Annotated in this window: 28 protein-coding genes and 1 tRNA gene; all 29 read right to left on the bottom strand. The window is 46.6% G+C overall.

The window, feature by feature from the left end; genetic code table 11:
- Positions 1 to 3: 3 nt before the first annotated feature.
- Positions 4 to 363, bottom strand: coding sequence for a CD1375 family protein (locus tag DW085_RS03050; protein WP_347474958.1), 360 nt, complete (start codon positions 361 to 363; stop codon positions 4 to 6).
- Positions 363 to 740, bottom strand: a complete 378-nt coding sequence (locus DW085_RS03045; RefSeq protein ID WP_118491315.1) for a hypothetical protein — start codon at positions 738 to 740, stop codon at positions 363 to 365. The genes DW085_RS03050 and DW085_RS03045 overlap by 1 nt, the downstream gene beginning before the upstream one ends.
- Before the next feature lie 720 nt (positions 741 to 1460).
- Positions 1461 to 2219, bottom strand: coding sequence for a hypothetical protein (locus tag DW085_RS03040; protein ID WP_118491313.1), 759 nt, complete (start codon positions 2217 to 2219; stop codon positions 1461 to 1463).
- Positions 2220 to 2232: 13 nt separating this feature from the next.
- Positions 2233 to 3165, bottom strand: a complete 933-nt coding sequence (locus DW085_RS03035) for a hypothetical protein (RefSeq protein WP_118491311.1) — start codon at positions 3163 to 3165, stop codon at positions 2233 to 2235.
- Positions 3166 to 3167: 2 nt separating this feature from the next.
- Positions 3168 to 3590 (bottom strand): hypothetical protein, encoded by a 423-nt coding sequence (locus DW085_RS03030; protein ID WP_118472739.1) that lies wholly within the window; start codon positions 3588 to 3590, stop codon positions 3168 to 3170.
- On the bottom strand, positions 3583 to 4110 hold the full coding sequence (locus DW085_RS03025; protein WP_118491309.1) for a hypothetical protein: 528 nt from the start codon (positions 4108 to 4110) through the stop codon (positions 3583 to 3585). The genes DW085_RS03030 and DW085_RS03025 overlap by 8 nt, the downstream gene beginning before the upstream one ends.
- A gap of 19 nt (positions 4111 to 4129) precedes the next feature.
- Positions 4130 to 4549, bottom strand: a complete 420-nt coding sequence (locus DW085_RS03020) for a hypothetical protein (protein WP_347474957.1) — start codon at positions 4547 to 4549, stop codon at positions 4130 to 4132.
- Complete coding sequence (locus DW085_RS03015) at positions 4542 to 6296, bottom strand: hypothetical protein (protein WP_243033904.1); 1755 nt, start codon at positions 6294 to 6296, stop codon at positions 4542 to 4544. Before DW085_RS03015 ends, DW085_RS03020 begins: the two co-directional genes overlap by 8 nt.
- Positions 6296 to 6703, bottom strand: a complete 408-nt coding sequence (locus tag DW085_RS03010; RefSeq protein ID WP_118491307.1) for a hypothetical protein — start codon at positions 6701 to 6703, stop codon at positions 6296 to 6298. Before DW085_RS03010 ends, DW085_RS03015 begins: the two co-directional genes overlap by 1 nt.
- Positions 6696 to 9593: a hypothetical protein gene (locus tag DW085_RS03005; protein ID WP_118491305.1), complete on the bottom strand. Its 2898-nt coding sequence runs from the start codon at positions 9591 to 9593 to the stop codon at positions 6696 to 6698. Before DW085_RS03005 ends, DW085_RS03010 begins: the two co-directional genes overlap by 8 nt.
- Before the next feature lie 3 nt (positions 9594 to 9596).
- A complete protein-coding gene (locus DW085_RS03000; protein ID WP_284525701.1) occupies positions 9597 to 10175 on the bottom strand; it encodes a Gp15 family bacteriophage protein in 579 nt (192 codons plus the stop codon).
- Positions 10175 to 10627 carry a hypothetical protein gene (locus tag DW085_RS02995; protein ID WP_118472733.1) on the bottom strand — a complete coding sequence of 151 codons (453 nt, stop codon included), beginning with the start codon at positions 10625 to 10627 and terminating at the stop codon, positions 10175 to 10177. The genes DW085_RS03000 and DW085_RS02995 overlap by 1 nt, the downstream gene beginning before the upstream one ends.
- A gap of 15 nt (positions 10628 to 10642) precedes the next feature.
- The gene (locus tag DW085_RS02990) at positions 10643 to 11140 is read right to left on the bottom strand and encodes a hypothetical protein (protein WP_118472732.1); all 498 of its coding nucleotides are present in this window, start codon (positions 11138 to 11140) and stop codon (positions 10643 to 10645) included.
- 60 nt (positions 11141 to 11200) lie between these two features.
- Positions 11201 to 11713, bottom strand: a complete 513-nt coding sequence (locus tag DW085_RS02985) for a hypothetical protein (RefSeq protein WP_118491301.1) — start codon at positions 11711 to 11713, stop codon at positions 11201 to 11203.
- Complete coding sequence (locus tag DW085_RS02980) at positions 11706 to 12071, bottom strand: hypothetical protein (RefSeq protein ID WP_243033903.1); 366 nt, start codon at positions 12069 to 12071, stop codon at positions 11706 to 11708. The genes DW085_RS02985 and DW085_RS02980 overlap by 8 nt, the downstream gene beginning before the upstream one ends.
- A 170-nt stretch (positions 12072 to 12241) precedes the next feature.
- Complete coding sequence (locus tag DW085_RS02975; RefSeq protein ID WP_243033902.1) at positions 12242 to 12676, bottom strand: hypothetical protein; 435 nt, start codon at positions 12674 to 12676, stop codon at positions 12242 to 12244.
- Positions 12670 to 13314, bottom strand: a complete 645-nt coding sequence (locus DW085_RS02970; RefSeq protein WP_118491299.1) for a DUF4417 domain-containing protein — start codon at positions 13312 to 13314, stop codon at positions 12670 to 12672. The genes DW085_RS02975 and DW085_RS02970 overlap by 7 nt, the downstream gene beginning before the upstream one ends.
- A 3-nt stretch (positions 13315 to 13317) precedes the next feature.
- Entirely contained in the window at positions 13318 to 13521 is a 204-nt protein-coding gene (locus DW085_RS18890) for a hypothetical protein (RefSeq protein ID WP_147353922.1), read from the bottom strand.
- 302 nt (positions 13522 to 13823) lie between these two features.
- Positions 13824 to 14219 (bottom strand): hypothetical protein, encoded by a 396-nt coding sequence (locus DW085_RS02960; RefSeq protein ID WP_118491295.1) that lies wholly within the window; start codon positions 14217 to 14219, stop codon positions 13824 to 13826.
- Between the two features lie 4 nt (positions 14220 to 14223).
- Positions 14224 to 14493, bottom strand: coding sequence for a phage holin family protein (locus DW085_RS02955; protein WP_333491334.1), 270 nt, complete (start codon positions 14491 to 14493; stop codon positions 14224 to 14226).
- On the bottom strand, positions 14490 to 14717 hold the full coding sequence (locus DW085_RS02950) for a hypothetical protein (protein WP_118491293.1): 228 nt from the start codon (positions 14715 to 14717) through the stop codon (positions 14490 to 14492). The genes DW085_RS02955 and DW085_RS02950 overlap by 4 nt, the downstream gene beginning before the upstream one ends.
- A gap of 2 nt (positions 14718 to 14719) precedes the next feature.
- On the bottom strand, positions 14720 to 15217 hold the full coding sequence (locus DW085_RS02945) for a hypothetical protein (protein ID WP_118491292.1): 498 nt from the start codon (positions 15215 to 15217) through the stop codon (positions 14720 to 14722).
- Between the two features lie 12 nt (positions 15218 to 15229).
- A complete protein-coding gene (locus DW085_RS02940) occupies positions 15230 to 16405 on the bottom strand; it encodes a phage coat protein (protein WP_118491291.1) in 1176 nt (391 codons plus the stop codon).
- Between the two features lie 48 nt (positions 16406 to 16453).
- Positions 16454 to 17095, bottom strand: a complete 642-nt coding sequence (locus DW085_RS02935; RefSeq protein ID WP_118491289.1) for a hypothetical protein — start codon at positions 17093 to 17095, stop codon at positions 16454 to 16456.
- 32 nt (positions 17096 to 17127) lie between these two features.
- Positions 17128 to 17201: transfer RNA gene (locus DW085_RS02930), tRNA-Ile, on the bottom strand.
- A gap of 226 nt (positions 17202 to 17427) precedes the next feature.
- Positions 17428 to 17619, bottom strand: a complete 192-nt coding sequence (locus tag DW085_RS02925; RefSeq protein ID WP_118472720.1) for a cysteine-rich KTR domain-containing protein — start codon at positions 17617 to 17619, stop codon at positions 17428 to 17430.
- Between the two features lie 100 nt (positions 17620 to 17719).
- On the bottom strand, positions 17720 to 18937 hold the full coding sequence (locus DW085_RS02920; protein WP_118491287.1) for a phage minor capsid protein: 1218 nt from the start codon (positions 18935 to 18937) through the stop codon (positions 17720 to 17722).
- A 30-nt stretch (positions 18938 to 18967) separates the two neighbouring features.
- Positions 18968 to 20377 (bottom strand): hypothetical protein, encoded by a 1410-nt coding sequence (locus DW085_RS02915; protein WP_243033901.1) that lies wholly within the window; start codon positions 20375 to 20377, stop codon positions 18968 to 18970.
- 54 nt (positions 20378 to 20431) lie between these two features.
- Entirely contained in the window at positions 20432 to 22054 is a 1623-nt protein-coding gene (locus tag DW085_RS02910) for a PBSX family phage terminase large subunit (protein ID WP_118491283.1), read from the bottom strand.
- Between the last annotated feature and the right edge of the window lie 5 nt (positions 22055 to 22059).

The following is a 22059-nucleotide window of genomic DNA, read 5'->3' as shown; positions in this document are numbered from 1 at the left end:
ACCTTAACCCTCCTTTCCATTTTCCAGATCCGCAATCCGATGATTCGCAACTTTGATCTGCTCTTCCATTACTGCCTGGTTCTCTTCTAATTTATATGTACGCTCAATCACCGTGTTGTGCTTTTCCACCTTTTTCTCGAGCTGCTGGATGCGATAGGTGGTCAGCTGCGCTGATGCAATCACACCAACAAAGGCTCCCAGGATACCACCGGCGGACGCTATCAGGGCTACTATAATCTCTGTATTCATCTTATCCTCCGGATGTTCTTTTAACCATTTTTCTGCTGCTGCGCGCCAATAGAGCGGCACCTCTTCCAGTGTCATTTTCCCGCTTCTGATTCTTTTCCCATAAAACGCACCCATTACTCTACACCTTCTTTCTCTGCCAGTTCGCTGGTGGCTTCCCCCAGGTCGCTGATCGCCTCGTCCTGCACTGTCTGCCCCTCTTCCAGAGCATCCAAGCGTTTCTCTGTGTCGGTTTTCGCACGGAAAGAAAACGTGGTCTGTACGCCATCAGATACTTCCTGCGAGGTTTCAGATTCAAGAATCAAGTCCTTATATGTCCCGACAGTCATTCCAGCATTATTCTGGAATTTTACTTCTGCCAGATTTTCCAGAGTCAGTGTTTTCCAAGTTTCCAGCATAGCATCCTTGCTGTCAAACTTGGCTGTTACCGCTGACAGGGATGCTCCTGTCTGCAGTTCGACTGTTGTGTTGTCTTTGAGAATCATTTTATCCATAATATTTTTCCTCCTTATTAATAGGATTTACTTATTTTATATTAGCATGATGTATCATTTCTGGTTCTCTCCACAAAATAGCGAGACCTTATTTACCAATGCTCTTCATACTGTCAGTGCTAACGACAGTATGAAGAGCATTGGTAAATAAGGTCTCGCTATTTCACTTAATTTTAATCGCCCATATTTCGTATTGAATCGTGATAGGCGAATCAGCCCAGCAGAAAAAATATAAAGTGGTTTCCTTGGAAAACCCCATAGCAAAGGTATTATTACATGAACGATATTCAGTCACATCATTACGTGCTGTGGTTGTGGGAATGTTTAAGGCTTTTTCATATAAAGGTAGATCTTGTTTGAAGGTATCTATTCTCGTATCAAGATATATGCTGTTTGAGCAGTTTACATCAGAGCGCTGCCCTATGATGTATGTGCCAGCAGGAAGCGTTATTGATTTTGTTCCTCGAGTCCATGAATTTATGACAGAAACATTATATGTTTCCAATGAGCTCCAATACTGTTTTCCCAGGTCGCTATTTCATGGTAATTTGAAATTCATACTTTTTCCAAACTGTTGCATCCGCATTGTAATTCTGAATGGCACGCCTATTACCAATATAATGTGTATATTCTTGAGAAAGATATGCGCCTGGATAACCGGTTGACCAATAAACCACGAGTGTGAAAGCTTCGGTAAATTGTTATTAGGTTAAATTACGATTATTTTACTTTTAATAAAGATAAACGAGTTCGAATTTTTAAATCACCCCCTGAAAACTGCTGAACTCTGATGTCTACATGTGCCGGATTTTCATATTTCAAAATAACGGCCAGATTCTGAAAGGTCATTCCATCGGTGCTCGGAGCAACAATACTATAGTGCGCGTTCATGTCTGCAAAAGCTTCAGTTGTTTTTTCTGCAAATCCAATGTGCCGAGATCCCTTTGCATTCGAACTCCATCGAATATTAGCGAAGGCAATATATACGCCAGCATCTACATTAAAGGAATAAGCGACAGTTTGAGTATTACTTGGAACCACGGAATCCTCAGTCCCGACAATAGCACCGTAATAGAGAACTTTCAGGTCGCTATTTAACTGAGTAACCGCTTTCTCTGCCGCCACCAGCCTTTTATCCAGCGCCGCGCCCTGCGTTCCCGCCAGAACGGTGGAGGCATCCGTTGCCAGAAGGTTGTTTACAATCTTATTTTTGTTGATGAGCTCATTCATAACCTTATTGGCGATCGCGTCAATCAGCGCCTGCGCGGTACTCTCCCCTAAGGCACTCACTACCAAACCGTATGTATCGGTAGCCTTGACTTTCGCGGCGGTACCCCCTGCTGCCGCCAGCTCATCAATGCTGACACCGTATTCTTGCAGCGCTGATTCAATTTTATTCAAATGTTCTGCATCAATATCCGGTTCGCTGTTGTCTACCCATTTTGTTGGATCGTAATTGTGTTTATCATTCATTCCCATATTGATTTCTCCTTTATTCGAATTTTATGCTATGAATTTTAAACCAAGCATACTTCTCATATTTTGTCATAGATACATACAAGGAAAGATATACCGTTCGTGAAAAAGATGATACATCCACCCGAAGACTTTCTATTTGATCACCATCATGAGCTCCATCACCACTTACAGCGGTTGGCGCCGTATATTTAGTATCTCTTCCTAACGTCGTTATTCCCAACAAATTTTTATCTCCGAGAACATCCAATCGCCCCCCACTTCCATCATCTGGATCAAACGTAGTTAAAAACGGCTTCATATAGCAAGTATTGTATGCTATCGCTTTCAAATAAACCGTATATTCAATTATTAATGTTTTCTTTCCCGTTATATCAATAGGATTAAATCTGCAAAACTGTTCCGTCAAACGTCCATCAGGCGCTAAGTAAATATACTTTTCTTCATATGTAGGATTCACCGTATGTGAATTGCTGTATGATTTAAGTATTTTTATACTCTGCCCCGGGCCAAACGTTCCCCGATAATACAGCGTATACGGATCATTCACCACAAACCCTTTCCAGGTTCCCGGCCCGACGCCGCCGACGTATTCCCCTTCTTTGATATTCTCCGGCACCAGATTGCTCAGCTTGGGAACGATGATGTTTCCACCCATATAGACCCCTTTTGTTGGAATCTGCTGTTCCTTACTGGTCGGATAGATTGTATAACCTCCCATTGCCGGGATATTCTGCGTAACCTTTCCTCCACTGTATTTTCCTGCCGGTATTGACGCTGTTCCATTCAAGGGAAGGGAAATCGTAGGGGAACCCCTATCAGGCATTGTACCTACACTGATAGCGCCATCTGGACCAATGAATTTTTTCTTTTCCAATACCATTTCCGGTGTCGCTGTCAGCGCATCAAAATCTGCGCTCTGCACCACCATATCCAGCAATCCATCCACCGTTACCCCTCCTCATCTGGAAATCCTTGATAATTTCCCGTAATATCTCCGATTTGAACCCCGTACTTTATCACTTCTGGTCGTAGGTTCTCCACCGACATAAGAACTGCATTACTCTGCAGGTATTTTCCTTTTACATTTACAGTAATTCCACCGCTGCCTGGATCAATCTGCGGACCATCCTCAACTGGAATCCCTGACTGATGGAAAGAATCCGTACCAGCATGATATCCAGCAGGGATGTTGTAAGTCTCATTGACGGTCATTGACTTATCAACCGCCGTTATCCGTTTCATCGCTCCCATCTGCGCTTCCTTGCTGTCAGCTCCCAAGAACTTCTCTCCTTCCAGGACATCCCCCGATACCGCGGTCAAATCCGTATTATCCACACCGGCACCATGCTTTAACAAAATTCCATCAGCCATGTTTTACCCCTTTCGCCGATACTGTAATATCTGTCATTGGCTTTTTGCTGTAACAATATGCCGTTACATCACCGTTTCCCGATGCAATCCGGTCTACGTAACCCCATGCAAGTTTCTGGGCTTCTACCGTCACATTTGACAGTGTGCCGGTCAAGCGCAAACCATATACGGGAATATCTTTTTCTTTTATTCCTGCAAATGTAACCTTCTGTGTGTATGGCGCTGTATCGCTCCATCCGGAACTCTTGAACGTCAGAAGCGCCTCTCCTGTCAATGCATCTGCCGTTTCCGAAACAGCTTTAACCTTTTCTGTGATCTCCTCTTGAAACGAATCACTCCCCGTCCGCAGCTCGTTCACGGCCTTATTGGTTGCATTCACATCATCTGCCGAAAGAATATCCCCCTCCTGCACATAGGTAGTTACATCATCCAGAGAAATTGTTCCATCATCATTATTGGTCATATGATATTTTCGTTTTCCAGAAAAGATATCATTTTTATAATCCGTCTTTAAATTCATATTGTCACGCTCCTGTTCCCTAATGCTTGCCACTTCCCAGCCTGAAGCTTAAATGCTGCATTCCCGGTGAAGAGGTTTCAATCAATGTGCCAATATCATAAATAATTCGTTCGATCGCATTTGCCTGATAAATGGATGTGTATGTAATTCTTTCCGGCGTAAGCGGTGTACTGTCTGGGGTATAATAAGCCGCCCGGATAGCTGCTATATTATCCCGCAGGCGCTTCATCTCTTTCTCTGTCCGGAAGTCATTCATTTTCCAATTCAGCTTATTATGTGTCATATTTTTATAGCCATACCGATTCAGCACATAAGAAACCCATTTTATAGCCCCCTCAATACGGTTCAAATCAGAATAATCAATATACGCTTTCCACGTCAGGTTATCTAAATCTTCCTGTACCCGGTCAAATATCAAACTGTCAAGAATCTCACTCATGTATGCTTATCCTCGCTCTTATTCCTGTTGCAAAACTCGGATCAATGCTTTCTATTACTCCTGTGCGGATGCCGTCGTAGCCGGTGTCAATCTGCACTTTCTGTCCCAACTGCTTGTCCTCTTCCAGAAGCACATCGCCAACAACGCTCTCTGCCCGCTGGTAATATTCATAAATACGTTCCAGTGCCGCCGGTCCATTTTCTGGATTTATGAGAGTTGCATCCGTTACCTCTTTAATATTTTTGTTGTAAATAATATCCGGATTATCTTTCGATAACTGGGATGTCGAATGACCGTATTTTTTCCCAGTCAGTGTAATAACGGCTCCTGTTCCTGTTATGATCGCATAATTGGCTCCACTCTCTTCCAAAGCGCCGCCGAGGATCGAGAGGCTATGATGCGGTTCCGAAAATACAATCTCCGCGGTTCCATTCAGTGCTTCCTTGTATAGCTCTTCCTCCTCATCCGTCTCCGCATAGCTGTGAACGGTCAGCCGGATTCCGGTTACTATGTCGCTATGCTCCAGGGTCAATCCATCAAACGTGTTCGAATTATCAAAAATTCCCGTTACTTCCTGTGGCTGCGGATAAATCCGCACACAATCTCCGTAAGACGTGTCTACGATCGCACCAATGGCAAATGCCACCTGCACCAGCGCATTTCGCTTGCTCGTATACGGAATGTACCCTGTCAGCGTAACATCCTTATAGGACTCATCCAATGTATACCCAAAATCTTCCCCGGCAAATATTTCTTGCAGTACCGTATCTACTTTCACAGCCGAGCAGATCCCTCCATGATATTCATTACCATCCAGAATCCCCAGTGCATCGTGTGTGTCCATATAATAATCGATCCGGTTCTTTCTGGCGCCGCTCTTCAAATAAAAATTTCCCAACAAGCGGCCGTCGAAGTACAATCCCAATCTCTGCTTTTTCTGCAGATCGAACGGAATATTATTCTTAGCCCGAACAGTAAATGACAGCGTATTAATGCTGATACTCTCTGAAATCGCATTGATCTCCTGCAAGCAATCCGTTTCAAGCAACTCATCTGAAAGGAAATCACGATAGATTCCGTAATCAATGCGGGTAAGGAATACCGGGCGGTATGGTTTTGATGTACTTTGGAATGTCAGTACAATCTTGTTGTACCGTAGCACATAATTGCTACAGAAATATCTCGCACTGTCCGGCTCAAAATCCTTATTTGAAAGCAGAGTATCATCTGCATACCATTTAATATTGAGCTTCCGCGCATAATCTCCCGACAGCAAATTGAACGTAAGAAGAATACCTACACTTGAAAACTTCCCGTTGAAACTGATCGTCAGTGCTGGCATATCCATCCAGGTACTTCCGCCAGGTGCTGGGTATAGAAATGTTCGCGGGTACAGCCCTTTTTGAGGTGTGAGCCCTTTTCTGCTATATCTCCATCCAAAATTACCGTCCGCATCCGACCATTCATCCGAAATATATCCGTAATCAACTGCCGGAGCTGGCATATTGATATAGTTTCCATCCAGCAGCGAAAAGCCAGGATAACAAAGCGCGTAACCGGGATAGGTCAAATCATCCCGGCGTAGATCCAAGAACTCTCGTTCTACGGTTGTCGCTGCCGGCACCAACCCCGCCCGCGGGAAAAGTCCTTTATGAGGGCGCAATCCTGCTTTTACAATCTGCGGAGTGCTATTTTCTTTCGCATATGGCGCCACATCGTCATATACAATCTTCAGTCCTTCTCCCATCACGGTCTCCTTTTCGGTTTCATGGCTATAAAATTCAGCGACAGACCCGACCATTTATTGATATGTCCGTTATCCGTCCCCTGCATCTTCAAACTATCATCTCCGCTGGTTACATACGCTTCGAACTCCAAGGTCCCCTGGCCATATGGAAACACCATATGATGAGAGGCTTTCGGCGCTGACACGATCTCATAAAAACTATCGTAATCAGCCCGATTGCTCCGATCCGGATCCAGCGTCAGCGTGTAATTGTAAAAGGTACCTGCAATGTCCCGATACATACTGTAATCTTTCAACCGCCCAGAATTATCCGTATCGGTTACTTTGAAAGAGCGTTTCAGCTCTTTAACCCATAACCGAAACGTCATTCCGTCAATCTCAAATACTCCATTTCCATTCTTAGGCATTCTGTTGCACCATCCTTACTCCTACACGCTGTCTTTCCTGATTGTTCGCCTTATATACTGCACTGGCAAATCTCTGCCCGTTCAGTATCAAATCTATATGAATATCTCTTCCGCCGCCGATTGCTCCAGATTCCTCCAGTGCCTCTTTCAAAGCCTGTTTCATCGTGCTAAGCGGAGATACCACCTCAGTTTCCCGTTTATTGTCTCCTAAGATAGCAGCGAACTCACCCGCTCTCGGCGGTACCACCGTACCAGTTGCCAGACGAGGCATCCTGAACGGTGCGCTCGCGTAAGAAACTGCCCGGTTCGCATTCTGATATGCAGATGCTGTATTCGGTCGGCTGTTTCCGCTTCTGGAATTTGCACTGCTCACAATACTGGAAATTCCCAATCCTGCGATTCCCGCAACCGCCATCGCCACACCAAGCATCACATAATTGGAGGTCAACGCTCCGATCGCCGCTACCACCAATGCAATCGCACCAGCTACCGCGATGATCTTCGTCGCCAGCCGCTCTCCTGGTGTCATTTTTGTCCACGCCTGAGCCACTTTCATTGCCAGCCCTGCAACTGCTGTCAGAACCGTCACAATCGCCAAGAATTTGATATTGGTCGTTGCCAGAACGCCAATCAGCTTCCCAAGATTCGCGATCATCAATCCAACATGAGAAACCAGCGTTGTGACCGCCCATGCCGCAAAGAACATGATTACAACCTCCGTAAGCGCTTGAATCGTACTCTTATGCTGAGATGCCCAGTCTGAAAACCTAAAAAGCGCCTGCGTAAGCTTCTGGAGTGCTCCGATGATTAACTCACCTGTCCATTGCCCAATCGGCTGGAAGAAATCATTCCACATCCAGTCGAATGTCGGTTCTGCTGCCATGAGCACACTATGTAATGCCGTCAGCGCCGCCGCTATCAGGTCAAATACCGCCGGAAGCCCTGATTCAAGCCCCCATTTTGCCAACGGGAGAAGGCATTTATTCAATAACCACAGCAACGCGTCGCCAATGTCTCCTACCACCGGTCCCAGTGCCGCCAAAACTGCATCAAAACTGGTAAGTAACGGAGAAAAGTCCAAATCTGCCGACCAGTCTTTCATACTCTGCGATGCATCACGGAAAAAGCCTGTGATTTCTAAAATGATATCTCCCAGATGCCGCATGATGTTTGTGCCGGTATCGCCTGCCACCCATGCTGCATCCAACTGTGTAGCCAGATTAGCGACCGTCCATGCCAGGTTGGCAACCGTAATCAGCAGATCATCCGTGATACGTTTCCCATATCCTTCCATATTCCAGACCTGCATAAAGGAAGCCCCGACATCCCCCGCCAGCTGCTTCATCGCCGTAAAAGCCGCTTTAACAGCCTCCGTCACTTCCGGACCATTTTCTTTCCACGACTCTTTCAGCGGGTCAAACAAATCAGAGAATGTCTTTTTTATATCCGCAGCCAGATCCTTCATTTCATTCGGAACTTCCTCCGTTTTGAACATCTGATCCGGTGTTGGTCCGACATAATCTTTTGTATCACTGCTGTTCTTCTGCACTTGTATCAGTTCATCAAAGCTAAACAGCAGCTTTTTATTCAGTTTCTCCTTATCCTTTAACTGTTGGTTGCTCTCCTTCAGAGCGGCGCCGTAATCCTCTTCTACCTTAGTTGCCCGCGTATATGTGTCCTTGCCCGTCAAAGCAGCCGCCAACTGTGCTGCCCACGTAACCGCTTCCGACAAAAGTGAAATCATTTTTGTCAGTACCGGTGCCGCATACTCGATCGCCGGAGAAAATGCAGTTGCAAAACTGTTTTTCAACTGGGTCAGGGCAGACACCAGCATAGAGAGCGCCCGATTTGTATCATCCGAATACTGCGCCAGGTTATCCGTACCGGACTTTAACCCCGAAGCAACTGCAGATAGTGCACGGAACACCGTTGAAAACATCAGAGACATCATCAACATCCGTTTCATGCTCATCCGGGCGCCACCCGCCGATTTCTTGGTATTATCCAAGGATTTATTCAGTTTCTTAGTCTGCTTTTCAGATGCCTTTGCGCCGCTCTGGTAACGGCTCAGTTCTTCCCTAAGCCTCCTTATTTTCCGGGCGTTGCTGTCATATTCTTTGTATCCCGGCCCTACGCCCGCTTTTGACAGTTCCTTTTGTCGTGCCTCCAGGGCAGCCAGTTCCTTATTGAGGGACACGATGCGTCGATTCGAAATTTTAGCATTCTCACCGATCGCCGAAAGCCGGGCAGCTTCCTGAGCGGCGGCGGCTTCCTTTTGCCGCGCTTCCTCCAGCCTCTCATTCACACGCCGCTGCGCTTCTTCCTGCTTCCTAGCTGTTTCTGCCTCTTTCTGCCGCTGCTCATCTGTCTTAAACAGTTCTTTTTGATAATCTGCAAGTGACTGCTGGGCTCGTTTCAGCGCGGTCGCCGTCGCATCGAAAGTCTCATCCCCAAATCCCTTTCCGCTGTTGCGCAGTCTCATCAAATCGCCGCTCAGCTTTTCAATCTGTCCTTCAAGGGTGCTCGAATTAAACATCTTTGCGTCTGGTGTAGGGCTTACAATTTCTCTTTTATAATCCTTTGCCGCCTGCAGAAGTTTCTGATATTGCAAATACTTCTCATCGTATTCGCTGTCTCCAAACCACTGTCCTTTCCCTTCAAGCTCTTTCAACTGCTCTTTCAGCGTTTCAACCTGCTGCTTTAATTCGTTCGTGTACCGAGATGCCTGTCCGGCTCCGTTCATATAGTCATCGATGAACTTCTGAACAGAATCCCCATAATCATGAAACTGCGCCGATGCGCCGTCCAGTGCCTGTTCTATCTCATTAATTCCGGCATCAAACCCATCTTTCCGGATCGCTGTATCAATTACTATGGTTCCGTCCGCCATCTATCAGTACACCCCCTTAAATAACGCATCGACCGCCGCCTCTTCTGCCGCAATCCGTTTCTGTTCTTCCTCCGATGTCTTATTTTCCAAAATCACAAGTGAACGATGTTCATGAAGAAACTCTTCTTCCCATTTTTCTAGCTTCTTCCCTTTTGCACGCTTCTGGCGTATGGCAAGAACCTGCGAAAAGGTCCCTTCATCTATTTCGTCAAAATACCCCGCAAACGTCCACCAATGCGTATAGCGTTGGGGATTTCTCAGCTCATATCCTGCCACCTTATTAATCGCCGGAAAAATCATGGATGCATCCTGCTCCCAATCCATGACTCTGGGACCAGCCTTTCCATCACTTCGTTTCCCGCAATCCAGATACCAATACGCCCGTTCTACGGCTTCATTCAGGTACTCCTCCGGTGGAAGCTCTACAAACAGAATCTCCATCATTACCTGGATTTTGTTTTCCTCCGGCAGCTCTGGATCATTGAATGCCACCAAGATATCCAGAGCCGGGCGGAAATCTGTCCGAATTTCATACATTCCCCCGCCAACTTCCAGCGTCTGCGGAAGATCCCAGGTAAACACTATTTTACCGGGGCAATATAGCCGCCCGGACCCGTTTTGTATTTCTGCGTGTATTTCTGAACATGAGCCTGCACCGCTTCCAGCTTTACATTTCTCTCCTGCTCAATGATCCCCTTCACGGCGTTCAGCACATTCTCAACAAAGAACTGCCCGCTGTCCAGCATCGTGAACGGGGAGGTAATCGAAAAGAAGCTTTTCGCCACCGGCGCATTAAACAGATAATCCACCTGTTCTCCGATACGCTTATCCAATTCCATTACATAGGAAATCGGTGCATCTTTTTTCCCCTTGATCTCCTCGGACATCTGCTCAAAAGCAGAAACCGTCTCATCATAACGCCGGATAAGATCGAAATCAGATGGAATAAATTTGAACTGTCCCAAAAGTTCCCCACGCATATTCGTAATATCGTATACCTTACTGCCATCATCAATCTGAATTACATTTCCCATCTGTTACACCTTCCCTTATTCTCCTACCTTGGCATCATCCCACGTGAGAGCGCCATCCGCGATCGTGACAGAACCTTCCTTCCGGTTTCCATCAAAATGAATACTGAACGGGATCTGAAAGCCCGATGTATTGCCGCCGTACTCTTCCGGCTTCACCACAACATCCTCTTTCCATGCCCTGTGTTTTGCCGCTGCGGTATCCTCTACAATCACTTCCAGAATCGTTGTTCTGCAATCATCACCCTTTAACCGGTTCATTGCCATATCTCGCAGTTTCGGATAAATCGGATCGGTCGGATCCGCATAGTAAGTGGTCGATTCGATCGACGGTTCATAACCGTTGTCCTCAACATATGATTCGTCCCAGACATTCTTATTGGATGAAACATCCGGATTCAGATTAACGCTTAAATCATCGGTGTACTTTCCCAGTCTCCACCATTTAGGCGTTCCAGTACCACCAAATGCCGCATCCAGAAATGTTCTGTAAGCACCTCTTGTTAATTTGCTCATAACGTCCTCCTTCTTGAATAAAAAAACAGAGCCTCAAATCAAATTGATCCTGGCTCTGCGTCATGCGTCTGGCTCTAATATTTCATTACTGTATCGTACAGATACCGGAAGAACCCAATCCTGTACACCATTTTCCTGCGGTTCCAAGCCATATGCATTTTCCCGCACAATTCTTGTTATCTTTCTCTCTTGGGAGAGCTTTGGATATTCAGTCAAACGATATTCTTTATCATTTAACACAACCTTTTCCCGGCAGAGCCATTTTCCAAGCCCGTCTAGAAAGCTCTGAGCCGATAGTTTACGTCGTTCCCGATCGGATGCCGTCCGGTATACAACATAGAACGGAAACTGACAGGTTTGAAAGATGTTCCCTATCACATCCTCATTCTCCTCATAAATCAAGGCACCGCTGTCCGCTGAAAAAGCAATTCCTTTGTCTTTTTCCAGCTCTTCAAACTTAATCCGTTCTCCCTGTGGCAGACCCGGATACTGATTCAAAAGCTCCTGGATCGCCGCCGTCAGTACCTCATAACCACTCGCATCTGTTCCTATCGGTTGCAATACATTAGCCACGTTTACCACCTCCCGCTGTTTCTTTTACCAGGTGAATCCATGCCTTTTCATCTGCCTTCTTGGCTGCTTCAAACCACTCCGCTTGCGCTTTCGGATGCGCCTGCCTCGTATATTCCAGCCGTTCCTTTGCCCGTGTCTTTCCGCCATATTGGCTGACCAAAACCTTCTTCGCTCCCCTACGCGCCCAGGGGCTGCCGGTTTGCTCATCTACCATGCCTTTTCCTTCATACAAGAATCGCCCCTGCAGACCATAGGCAGCATATACAACACCGCTGCCTTGCACCGCCGCACTAGCCGCGCGGGTTGTATTTATAAAACTTCCGGTAATCATCGGCATAAATGGAACCATACTTTCCATAACAGCCCCATCAAGCTGATATTGTGCCCTCTGAAACTGTCGCTTAAACCGCGACATATCCAATGTTATGTGAACATTTCCCTTGACGGTAGAGAAGCTTTTCATAGCACCTCTTTTACTCCTTCTGGCGATGTCGTCCACCTACTTTCCTAGAATTTCAAAGTGCGGGATCAGGCTGTACGGTCCGCCCACACTGGATATCTTAAAGCAGTATCCCGTTCCGCATTCAGATACTGATAAAAACCATCCGGGTAATCAGCATCATTCACGGCACCTGCCTCCCATTCTCCAGCTATGAAAAAATCATCATTGCCAAACGTGATACTGGCTGCCCTTTCTTCCGCCTCCTGCCTTTTCCAACTCTTTGGCGGAAGCCACGGAAGGAAGAATCCTGCTGCCGTCCGGATCAGCTTGCTACCATCCTGCTCCTGATATTCGATATGAAGCTGTGTGTTGTCCGTACTGCCTGGACCATATTTTTTCAAGATTGCACCCCGATCCATATTCAAATCTACACCCGACAAGACATATGGGTACCAGATGGCCTCGTCCGATGACTCGTAATAACAAAATACTGTAACCGTATCACTATACATAATTACCACCCATCACATACCGCCTCCTTGAATTTATCGCTAAATGCCCGCACCCGGACAATATTTCCTTTGCACTCCTCCGGTACACTGCCGTAAAAGATGATTGTCTCCGGATGTAACCGCTCAACCATCGCCGCGTACCCAGATAAAAACAGACTTCTTTTTTCTGCACTGTTCATGCATCCGACCGAAGAAACCGCCAGTGTGCCGCCCTTTGGCTCCCCATCGAAGCACCATGCATAGGATTCTGGTGTGCTCCATGAGATCGTCGGGATTACTCGGCAGCCATACTCCTGCAAGTATGCACCTACCCAATGCTTACGGTAATGGTTGTATATCTGGATAGCTTTAGGGAAATCGGTGTAGGTGCTGAAATCTGGCGTCAAAACATACTGAAACTGCCTCAGCTTGTCCACATAGCGATCCACGTTGCGCCATAGAGCATCGAATTGATAATCGTCAATAAAGAAATGAACTGCTTTTTTCTCTGGATTCCGGCAATTACCGCGGGCATAATTGAATCCCACAAACTCACAGTTTCCATCAAAGGTCTCCGCTTCTAAGCGCGGTATGCCGTATTCACCAGCACCAGGAAAGATCCGGCGGTTTAGATTTTCATATGCAATACTGCTTTCCTTATTCGCCATTGATTACCTCGTTCTACGCGGACGATATACTGTTTTACCTTTTCCACGTTCTCCATTCGGAAGAACTTCATAATCATGCTTTTGATTTTCATATCGTCTTTCGCGTGCTTTCCTCAGATCTGAATCTGTCAAATTTTTAAACCCATCTTTTTGACTCATATTTTTACGCAATGTGTTAAAATCAACCTTGCTCGGTCTTCCATCCACAAGAGTAACTCCTGCCGCTGTTCGTTGCACCGTTACAGTTCTGTTCCCCCGTTTGTACGAAAATCCCGTACTTTTTCCAGCCATTCCGCTGTTTCCGCCGCGTCCGCCCATCTTTACCTCCGTATAACAAAAAAGAGATACCACATCATTTCTGATATGATATCTCTCATTCGGCAAGTGTTCGGAGTTGAACCGAACTCTCCTCCATCAAGGCGTAATCACCAGGGTATACGACACTTGCTGGCAAAAAGCATCCCTTTATGGGAATCATGTGCTGATCACACTGTTTTTGTTCGTTTAAACTAATGCTTTCTGTTTATATGATTGTACCATATCTGTTTTACCCTCTCAACCATTTTCTTTTCAGAAGAAGTCAAGTGACTGGCTCCTTTAGCACTATCATTTTCATTATGATAGTATCCATGATGGATATGAGGTTGCATCCCCTTGTGTTTATGGTCGAGGTCAATTTGTTTTGCTCTTTTATTTTGTCGGTCGTAATATATGATTTTCAGAAGATCATTTCCGCCCACTGTTGCATATACACGACCTTTTGTCTGAGTTTCAAACAGGCTTTCTGAGTGCCTGTCATTTGCTTCCACAAATTTTATGTTTCCGCTTTTCAAGACGGTGTGATACTGGCTGCCGTAAGAATTACCCTTATCGCTTATACCGCTCGAAGCACCTCGTCCGCCCATTCAACTACGCTTTCTTGCTCTGTTTGTATAACTGGTTCACGCCTGTTGCCGCCAGACCATTGAACATACCGACCGCTACTGCCGTGATGTAGTCCGTTGCCGGAAAATCTGGGATAACTCCCATCCCGACTGCTCCGAGAATTCCACCAATAACCGCCATAATCACCGGGATCCATTCATCGGAGATTCTTTTTGATGCTTTACAGCCCATTCCTACGATGTAGCAGATCATAACGATTGCTATGCATGAACCTAATGTTGAAATGTCCATCATTTACCACCTCTTAACGCCTGAACAACATTCATAAAATTGGCTGTATTTTTAGCCATTTTCTCAACATTTTCAGGCTTTTTAAGTTCTTCAATAGTTTCACGGAATGCCTGCTTTATTTCGGGATTTTCTCTGAATATCTTTTTCACATTTTTTCTTGAACATTCAAGACAAATATCAGTACTCCAATGTGGCTTGAGTTCTTTTCCGCACTGTCTGCATTTCATACTCACACCCCCGCATATAAAATTGGTATCCCATCGTCTGTTCTTACTCCCATCAGCAGCGGAAGCGCTGTTTTGAGGAGCAGATCATTCGTTTTGCTCACATCCCCCGCAGCGGCATAGAGAGCGCTCCACTCTTTCGCGGCACTTCCGAGCTGCTGAGGGGTCGCATACGAAATTGATTCCGTTCCAGCGGATCGGGATGTTATCACACCCATTCTGTTATCAGCACCACTCTCGCCCGTTGAAACTCCCGAAGCGACTATCTGCATAGCCTGTTTCTCTGCCTGCTCTATCTGATACAATGTTTCTGAAAGAGCGCAGACTGCCTTCTGAATACGTTTCTGGGTTCTCTCATCACTCGGCAGACCGTCAACCAAACGATCGAAAGTTACTGTATCCAGCCAATCCGATGCCCGCTCCGAAAGTCTGGGAAAATCTGCTTCCGGCACGACATTGCCGAAATAATTTTTTCCATAAAACTCATAATCTGCATATGCCATGCCGGAACCTCCTTAACCTCTGGTTTTAATCTGTGCGATCGGGATCGCTTTCGACGGGAAATACTTTGTTCCGGAACTTGCATTATTATTTGCAAGCTCCCAGTTTGAACCAGTTGATAACTGAGCATCCGTCGGGGAGACAAACGACGGGCGTTTGAAGCTGATTCCATACGGAGAAAAAATCTTTCTCTGGCGGGAATACAGGGTATCTTCGCCACCGTTGGTTTTCGGATTACGATCCATCTCATACGGATATTTTACGCCACAGTTTGTATATTCAATTGCACCCGCTCCCAGAACATACGTTGTATATACCGTTCCTGCCGGAAGAAGTTTTACATAATCTCCCTCTGCCGCATCCGGAATATCAGTCGAAACCGTTGCTTTCTTGATTTCACCCGTTCCTGTTCCGTCTGTGGTTACTTTCAGTGCGCCTGGATCCGTCTGTACTGCCTTAACATACTTCGCTTCGACTGCCTCTGTCGGCATATTATCATCAACCAGTACGATTCTTCCGTTCAGTGTAGCTATCGTAAGATCTCTTTCAACACCATCTTTGTCGGTATACTTCATATACGCCAGAAGCTTTAAGTTCTCCAGATCCGTCGCGATTTTGGAATGCATAATTGCCAAACTGAATTTCGCTTTATTGTCTCCCAGTGCCTTCTGAATTGCATTATTCAGAGTGATCTCCTTAAATCCGCACTCCGTTGCATTCTCCGATACGTCATAGGTATGAGCGGTAACAAACTTCACATTCTCGGTTCCAGTCATACCAAACACACCTTTCAGCGTTGCTAACAGTGTAACCTGATCCACGCCATCCCAGTATTCCGCAACCTCTCCCGCTGCTGGAAGGAAATCTTCTCCGGTAATATCCGATGAAAAATCTTTCTCGGTCCATCCGTGAGCACGACCCACTACGATACGCCCCTGCGTGTACGTATCACGGGAATCCGACTTGATATCCGTCGAACCATCGTAGTTATCCGGTGTACCGCCGATACGTGCTTTAATCGGTACAGTAATATAGTTTCCTCCTGTCTGATCCGGGAGCATCGCTGCATACTGGCTTTTCTCAATAATTGCTCCAGATTTTAAAAGCTGGTTTCTGTTCAGATTCGGAACAGTATCTACATACCGCCCAAACACTTCGCCGTTGAAATTCTTTAAATCAAATAATGCCATTGCTTGTCCTTTCTACCTTATCGCGGTTTGTTGGTTTGTACAGTGCCGTCAGGCATTGATATAAGAGTCAATGTCAAGATCTGGGTTTTCATTCTTCATACGCATGACCTCCGTCATCGTATATTTATGTCCGCCCGCCGGTTTATCCTTGTTGACAGGAACCGTAAATTTGGCACTGTTTGCCTGCGCTTTATCTACAAAAATTCCCGGCTTCTGTTTTCCCTCATCATCCGTTACCATTCCTTTGAAAATATCAGCAATAGATTTTCCTTTTGCCGAATCCTTGTCCAGTTCCGCTACAAGAGCATCCCGAAAATGATTTTCAGTAATGTCATTGAGAAAACAATACCGCTTTTCCCCTTTTTCATCCTTTGAGGCAAGAAACGAATTGACTGTCTTTTCTACCTCTACCTTACGGGCATCTTCTGCTCTGGCTTTCTTCTCATCTGCCAAGTCTGTGGTAAGCTTCTGAATCTGCCCTTTCAAATCATCTACATCCACATCTTTAAAGCCGTCTAATTTTCCCTGTACCTGTTCCAGCGATGTCTTATACTCATCTCTCTTTTTTACCGCCTGGTCATAATCTTCTTTTGTGCTGTAGTTTTCTTCCATCTTCTTTTTCAGATCTGCCTTTTTGTCTTCGGGAATTTCAATCCCTACTCCCTTAAGGATCTGTTCATAGTTCTCCATTCTCATCCTCCTTAATATTTAAACATATGGTCTGGGCCGTCAGGGACTTGAACCCCGGACCATCCGGTTATGAGCCGGGTGCTCTAACCCACTGAGCTAACGGTCCTAAACCGGCACAGGCCGGTTAGCATTTTCTTTCATGTGCTATGCTTGGCACAACAGGGGGTACAAATGATAACGTATGTGCAACTTGCGTTGCAAGTGTGCGCCGGAAATTGCATCCGCTTTTCAACCTCTCCCCTAGCTGGGGATTTCTTTTAAGGGCGCACACAAACATGAAAGGAGTCTACCCAACATATAGAAAACGCAGAGTCTAAACTTGTAAGAATTTCTTACTCGTTCGGCTCTGCGTCATGCGTCTGGCTCTGCATATAAAAAACATTCCCTTTTACAATATCTACAATGCTCTGGTTTTTACATACCGGGCAAAATACTGGAAGATTTACTGCTTCCGTATCTGGCCGAATTTTTGTCCGGGTCTTGTTGCCGCATATTCTGCAGCATACCCATCCATTCTTTATCATTCTTCTCCCCTCCAACATACTGCCATTTTATCATGTTTTTCCCCAATCCATTCCCCCCACGTTTCACATCTCTACAATTACTTTTTATTGATTTCTGTTATCATATTCTTTTCGCATTCTGATACCGTCTTGCCGCTCCTCTGGCTTTTGCCGCCTGTTCCCTGCTCCATCTGGCTATCTTCAAGCGTTCCAAAAGAGGACGTAGGCTATTGTACTTGCAAAAATCCTGATATGCCTGGTTCTGCCTTTGCAGAAGATACGACTTCCGATCCAGTTCCTGCTGCAGGGCGAACTTTGCAGCCTCGTCCTGACACTGCTCAACTGCCGTCTGCATCCCCATCACCGCACGTTTGGTCTTCCGAACACGGCGTTCCAGCTCCCTCTGGCGCTTCTCCAGCTTCTCCATCCGGACATTATCTTCGGTTTGAATGTCTTTATATGGATTATGGACACCGTCGCCGCAGCCAAAACTATGACGGCAGTTCCAACCGCACAGCCCTTCTCCTGTTCCGTACCCCGTTTGCGAAAACGGAGGAAAGCGTTTGTCTGTTCCATTCCTGCTATAAAACTGCCCCTGCCACCACAAATGATTACCAGGATTCTGCCCGCCGTCTCCGGTTCTGGCTCCAATATGTGCAGATACTAGAATAATATCCCAGTCCATTTCTTCCATGCGCTTCAAGGATATGTCCCCGGTTGCCTGCGCGATCCCGGTGCGAACTGCCCGCGCTGTCGCAGTTTCCAGCGTATCCGTATGCCCGCTTGGATATTTCACTGCCACTCCCGCAGAAGATATCGTTTCAACCGCTTCTCTCACTGCCTGAGTATACGCAACTGCACCGCTCATAACATGGTTATATGCTTTATCACATTCTGTTATATAGAGCCGTTGTGCCTCTTCTGCCGTCGTGCGGGTGTAGTTCTTCCATTCACCCAACGATGCATTCATATTCCGCTCCATCAGCCGAACCAACGCTGGAGACTCCCACAGTGGTACCGTAGACAGACCGGCAGCACTGTATATCAAATCATCCGCTTCCAGCGCTTTCACTCCCGCCTCTTCCATTGCCAAACGAATCTCTTGTATTTGCTTTCTTGTATACAGTGCAAGCTCCGCCGTTATATTCTCCAGCAACTCCCCAGCATCCTGCAAGATCTGGATCCGCCAGCGGTCCGCCGAAGTCAGCAGATATTTTTCTCCTCTGCCGATGCGCTCCATCATCCGCCCCACAATGGCTTGTACAATATAATCATGCAGCTCCGAAGCGATCTGTTCGCTTCCTTCCGCAATCGCCGCCAAATATGCCGGTCTAAGCATTGCCGCCCTCACTTCCTCTATTGCATCCTTTTACTCTTCCCCAAACAGCGTTGGTTCTTTTGGCTGTGCTTCCTCTACCATTGCTTTCGCATCCTCTTCGGACATTCCTTCAAATTTCTGGAAGTAGACCCATGCCGGCACTTTTCCTTGCATAACATACTGCCACCAGCGCGCCCGGTCCTCTTCACGATTGTAGGTTATGTCTCCGAAGTCATACGTCACTTCATACAGCCCAGCCGGTGCCAAGCCGTTCAGGTCCGCATACACACTCAATGCATAAATCGCACCATTCAAGCAGTCCTGGAGCTTGTCCCGCATATCTTTTATCAGCTGGATCGTCCGCCGGTCATCCGCCTCCACCTGCGTTGCCGTTACCATTCCTGTTTTCTCGTTGAATACAAAATATCCGTTGCTGTACCCGGCCTTATAGCCTATCTGAGACAGCAGGGCATTGATACCAGAAAGACGTTCTTTCGTGTTAAGCTGCGGATTGATTTCATGATAAAAATCCTTTGAATCCGAGCCGAACACGTTTTTCACATAGTGCGGCAGCTTCATTTCCTCCCGCTGCTTTTCCAATTCAATCGCCGTTCTGCCCTTGATATTCATTCCATCCGGCATCATCAGGCGATCGTCTGCCAGCACAATTTTCTCACTGTCAAATATCTCCCCGGCATTCCGGCTGTACGCTACATCCAGATCGCGCAACTCCTCGATTGCTTCCACATACATTGGCAGTCCCATTGGAGAAGATAAATCGATATTGTTTGCCTGCGGTGTACGGAACACGCCAAACATCGGGCCATCCAGCCGCTCCCCGTTTGCTTTCAATATTGGTGGTGTATCCTCCATCATATCCGCCCACTTGGTTTTTTCCAATGCAATCTTTTTCCCAATGTCATCTGCCGATTTGGAAACGTATGCTCGATTGCTGATATAATACGGACACACACGTTTTCCGTCCTGCCATACCTCTACAAAGCGATGATACTCAAGCCTTGTATAAAATTTATCCCCTTCCGTGTATGTATCACGGAAAACCAGTCCTTTAATGCTCTGGTTATCATAATCTACCAGAATAACATCTTCCGGCGTAAATATGTCCAGCCCTTCCCCGTTCGACTTTACAAACAAGGTTCCGTAGGCACAGCCAAATTCAACCCAGTGACGAATCTGGAAATACACCTTATCAATCTGCTCTTGCAGCCAATTCGCCCGCGCGCTACCCTCAATCTGGATCCCGATTGCCAAGGTTGTCAGTCTGGCAGTCTCTGAACAAATTGACTTAGCAAAGTTCACAGTCCGGATTCTGTTATTTTTACTAAGCCACGGAGGTTTTCCAGCATAAATACCCGCACAGCATTTCAGCTCTCGATCCATCTCCGGAGATACTACGGACTTAATCTTAAACTCATCCTCTGCCTGTTTCTTGAAAATCATCCCTATCCACCTTTTTATTGTCTCTATTAATCCCATCTATTTTCACCCATACAACTATGCACTGTTTCCTCTCCGGTTGAACAGAGGTTCATATGCGTAACGCAGCGCTGAAATCGCATGATCGTCCCTGTCCGGATAGCCGCTTATTATATTTCCTTCCTTATCCCGGTCATACTCATAGCGGGTAATCTCTCTGTGTGCGTTCGGTGTCCGGTTCGGGTCAATGACAATTTTCTTTGTCTGTAAAAACTTAAATCCGTATTCAACACTGCCAGGCCCCTTCTCCGCCCCGCGGGCAGGAAGACCCGCATCCCGGAAATCATTGATTGACTTCGGCTCGGCAGAATCACATATCATAACGTAGTCATCGTACCCTTTTTTCTTGATCCATCCCGCCGTTTTGGCATTGCTCCACTTCGTCACATAGAGTTCGTCCAAAAGGTAGATTGTTTCCCTGGCGGCATCGTAGTACGTCCGCAGATAGCAAAACGAATCCGGGTACCATCCGAAGTCTACACCGCAGTAGAGTCGATCCATATGACTGATTTCTTCATCTGTGATTGCCCGCACCTCTACAAATTCGAACACGTTGCCTCCATTTCCGTTCGCATGACCCATATACTCATTCTCATATGCATCCGGATTTACTTCTTTCAGATGCTCGGCGTCGTTCACAAACTGTTCGCCCAGCCATTCCGCCGGGACATCTTTGTAAGTACTTCGGCAGACCAACGCCTCCGGATCCTTAAACTCCGCCTCCTCCACATACTGATTCGCCCAGTTTATTTTACTGCGCGGCGGGTTAAAGGATTTAAAGCGGTATGCCTCATCACCGCCTCGGATGGCGGACTGCTGAATACTTCTGACCTCTTCCGGTCCCGCAAACTGATCCAGCTCCTCCAGCCAGAGAATACCGATATATCCAAACTCCGGCTTAATCGATTTAATTTTCAGCGGATCATCCGCCCCGCGGAAATATATCTTCTGGCCAGTTGGCATATACGTGATTTCAAACGGGGATGTCTTAAACCGAAACTCCTCTTCCAATCCCAGCTTCGCGATCGCCCATTTCATTTGAGCGAACACAGAATCTTTTATCGTATTCCCCACCTTGCGGAGAATCAGCGCGTGCATACTTGGATGATTCTTTATCAGCTCCGGAATTATACACGAAATTCCCGAGGACTTGGTCGAACCACGCCCACCGGGAAGAATATATTCTGTATGCTTTCCACGTCTCACATCGCGAATCAACGGATGGAATACATCCGCAATCACATCCAAATCAATGTGGTATTCTCCCGCAGCCCTGGCTTCCTCTTTTGCTTTGCGAAGCGCTTCCTGCTGCTCCTTGATGGATAACGCCTTTTCCAAATCATTCGCAGCCTTTAACCGATCCGCTACGGAGAGATCCAGACCAAACTGATCCTTCTCCTCCCCACGCACCACTCTGCTCCGAAGCTCCTGGATCTCTTTCAGCGTACAGATGCGGTCGGAATCTATTTTCTCCTGCCGCTCGGCTATATAGGCGGCTATCTGCGGCTTTTTCAGGTTCTCCGCTCCCATCGACCCCGCCGCCCGTTCCCTGTATCCTGCGTCCCGCGCCGCTGCAGAAGCATTCCCTCCATTCTCTATGTAATTATCCGCAAAAGCTTTCTGCTTCGGCGTCAGCTTCATCTATC

The organism is Clostridium sp. AF50-3 (assembly GCF_003477445.1).
GTDB classification, from domain to species: Bacteria; Bacillota; Clostridia; order Lachnospirales; family Lachnospiraceae; genus Otoolea; species Otoolea fessa.
This window is presented reverse-complemented; position numbering and strand designations above follow the sequence as displayed.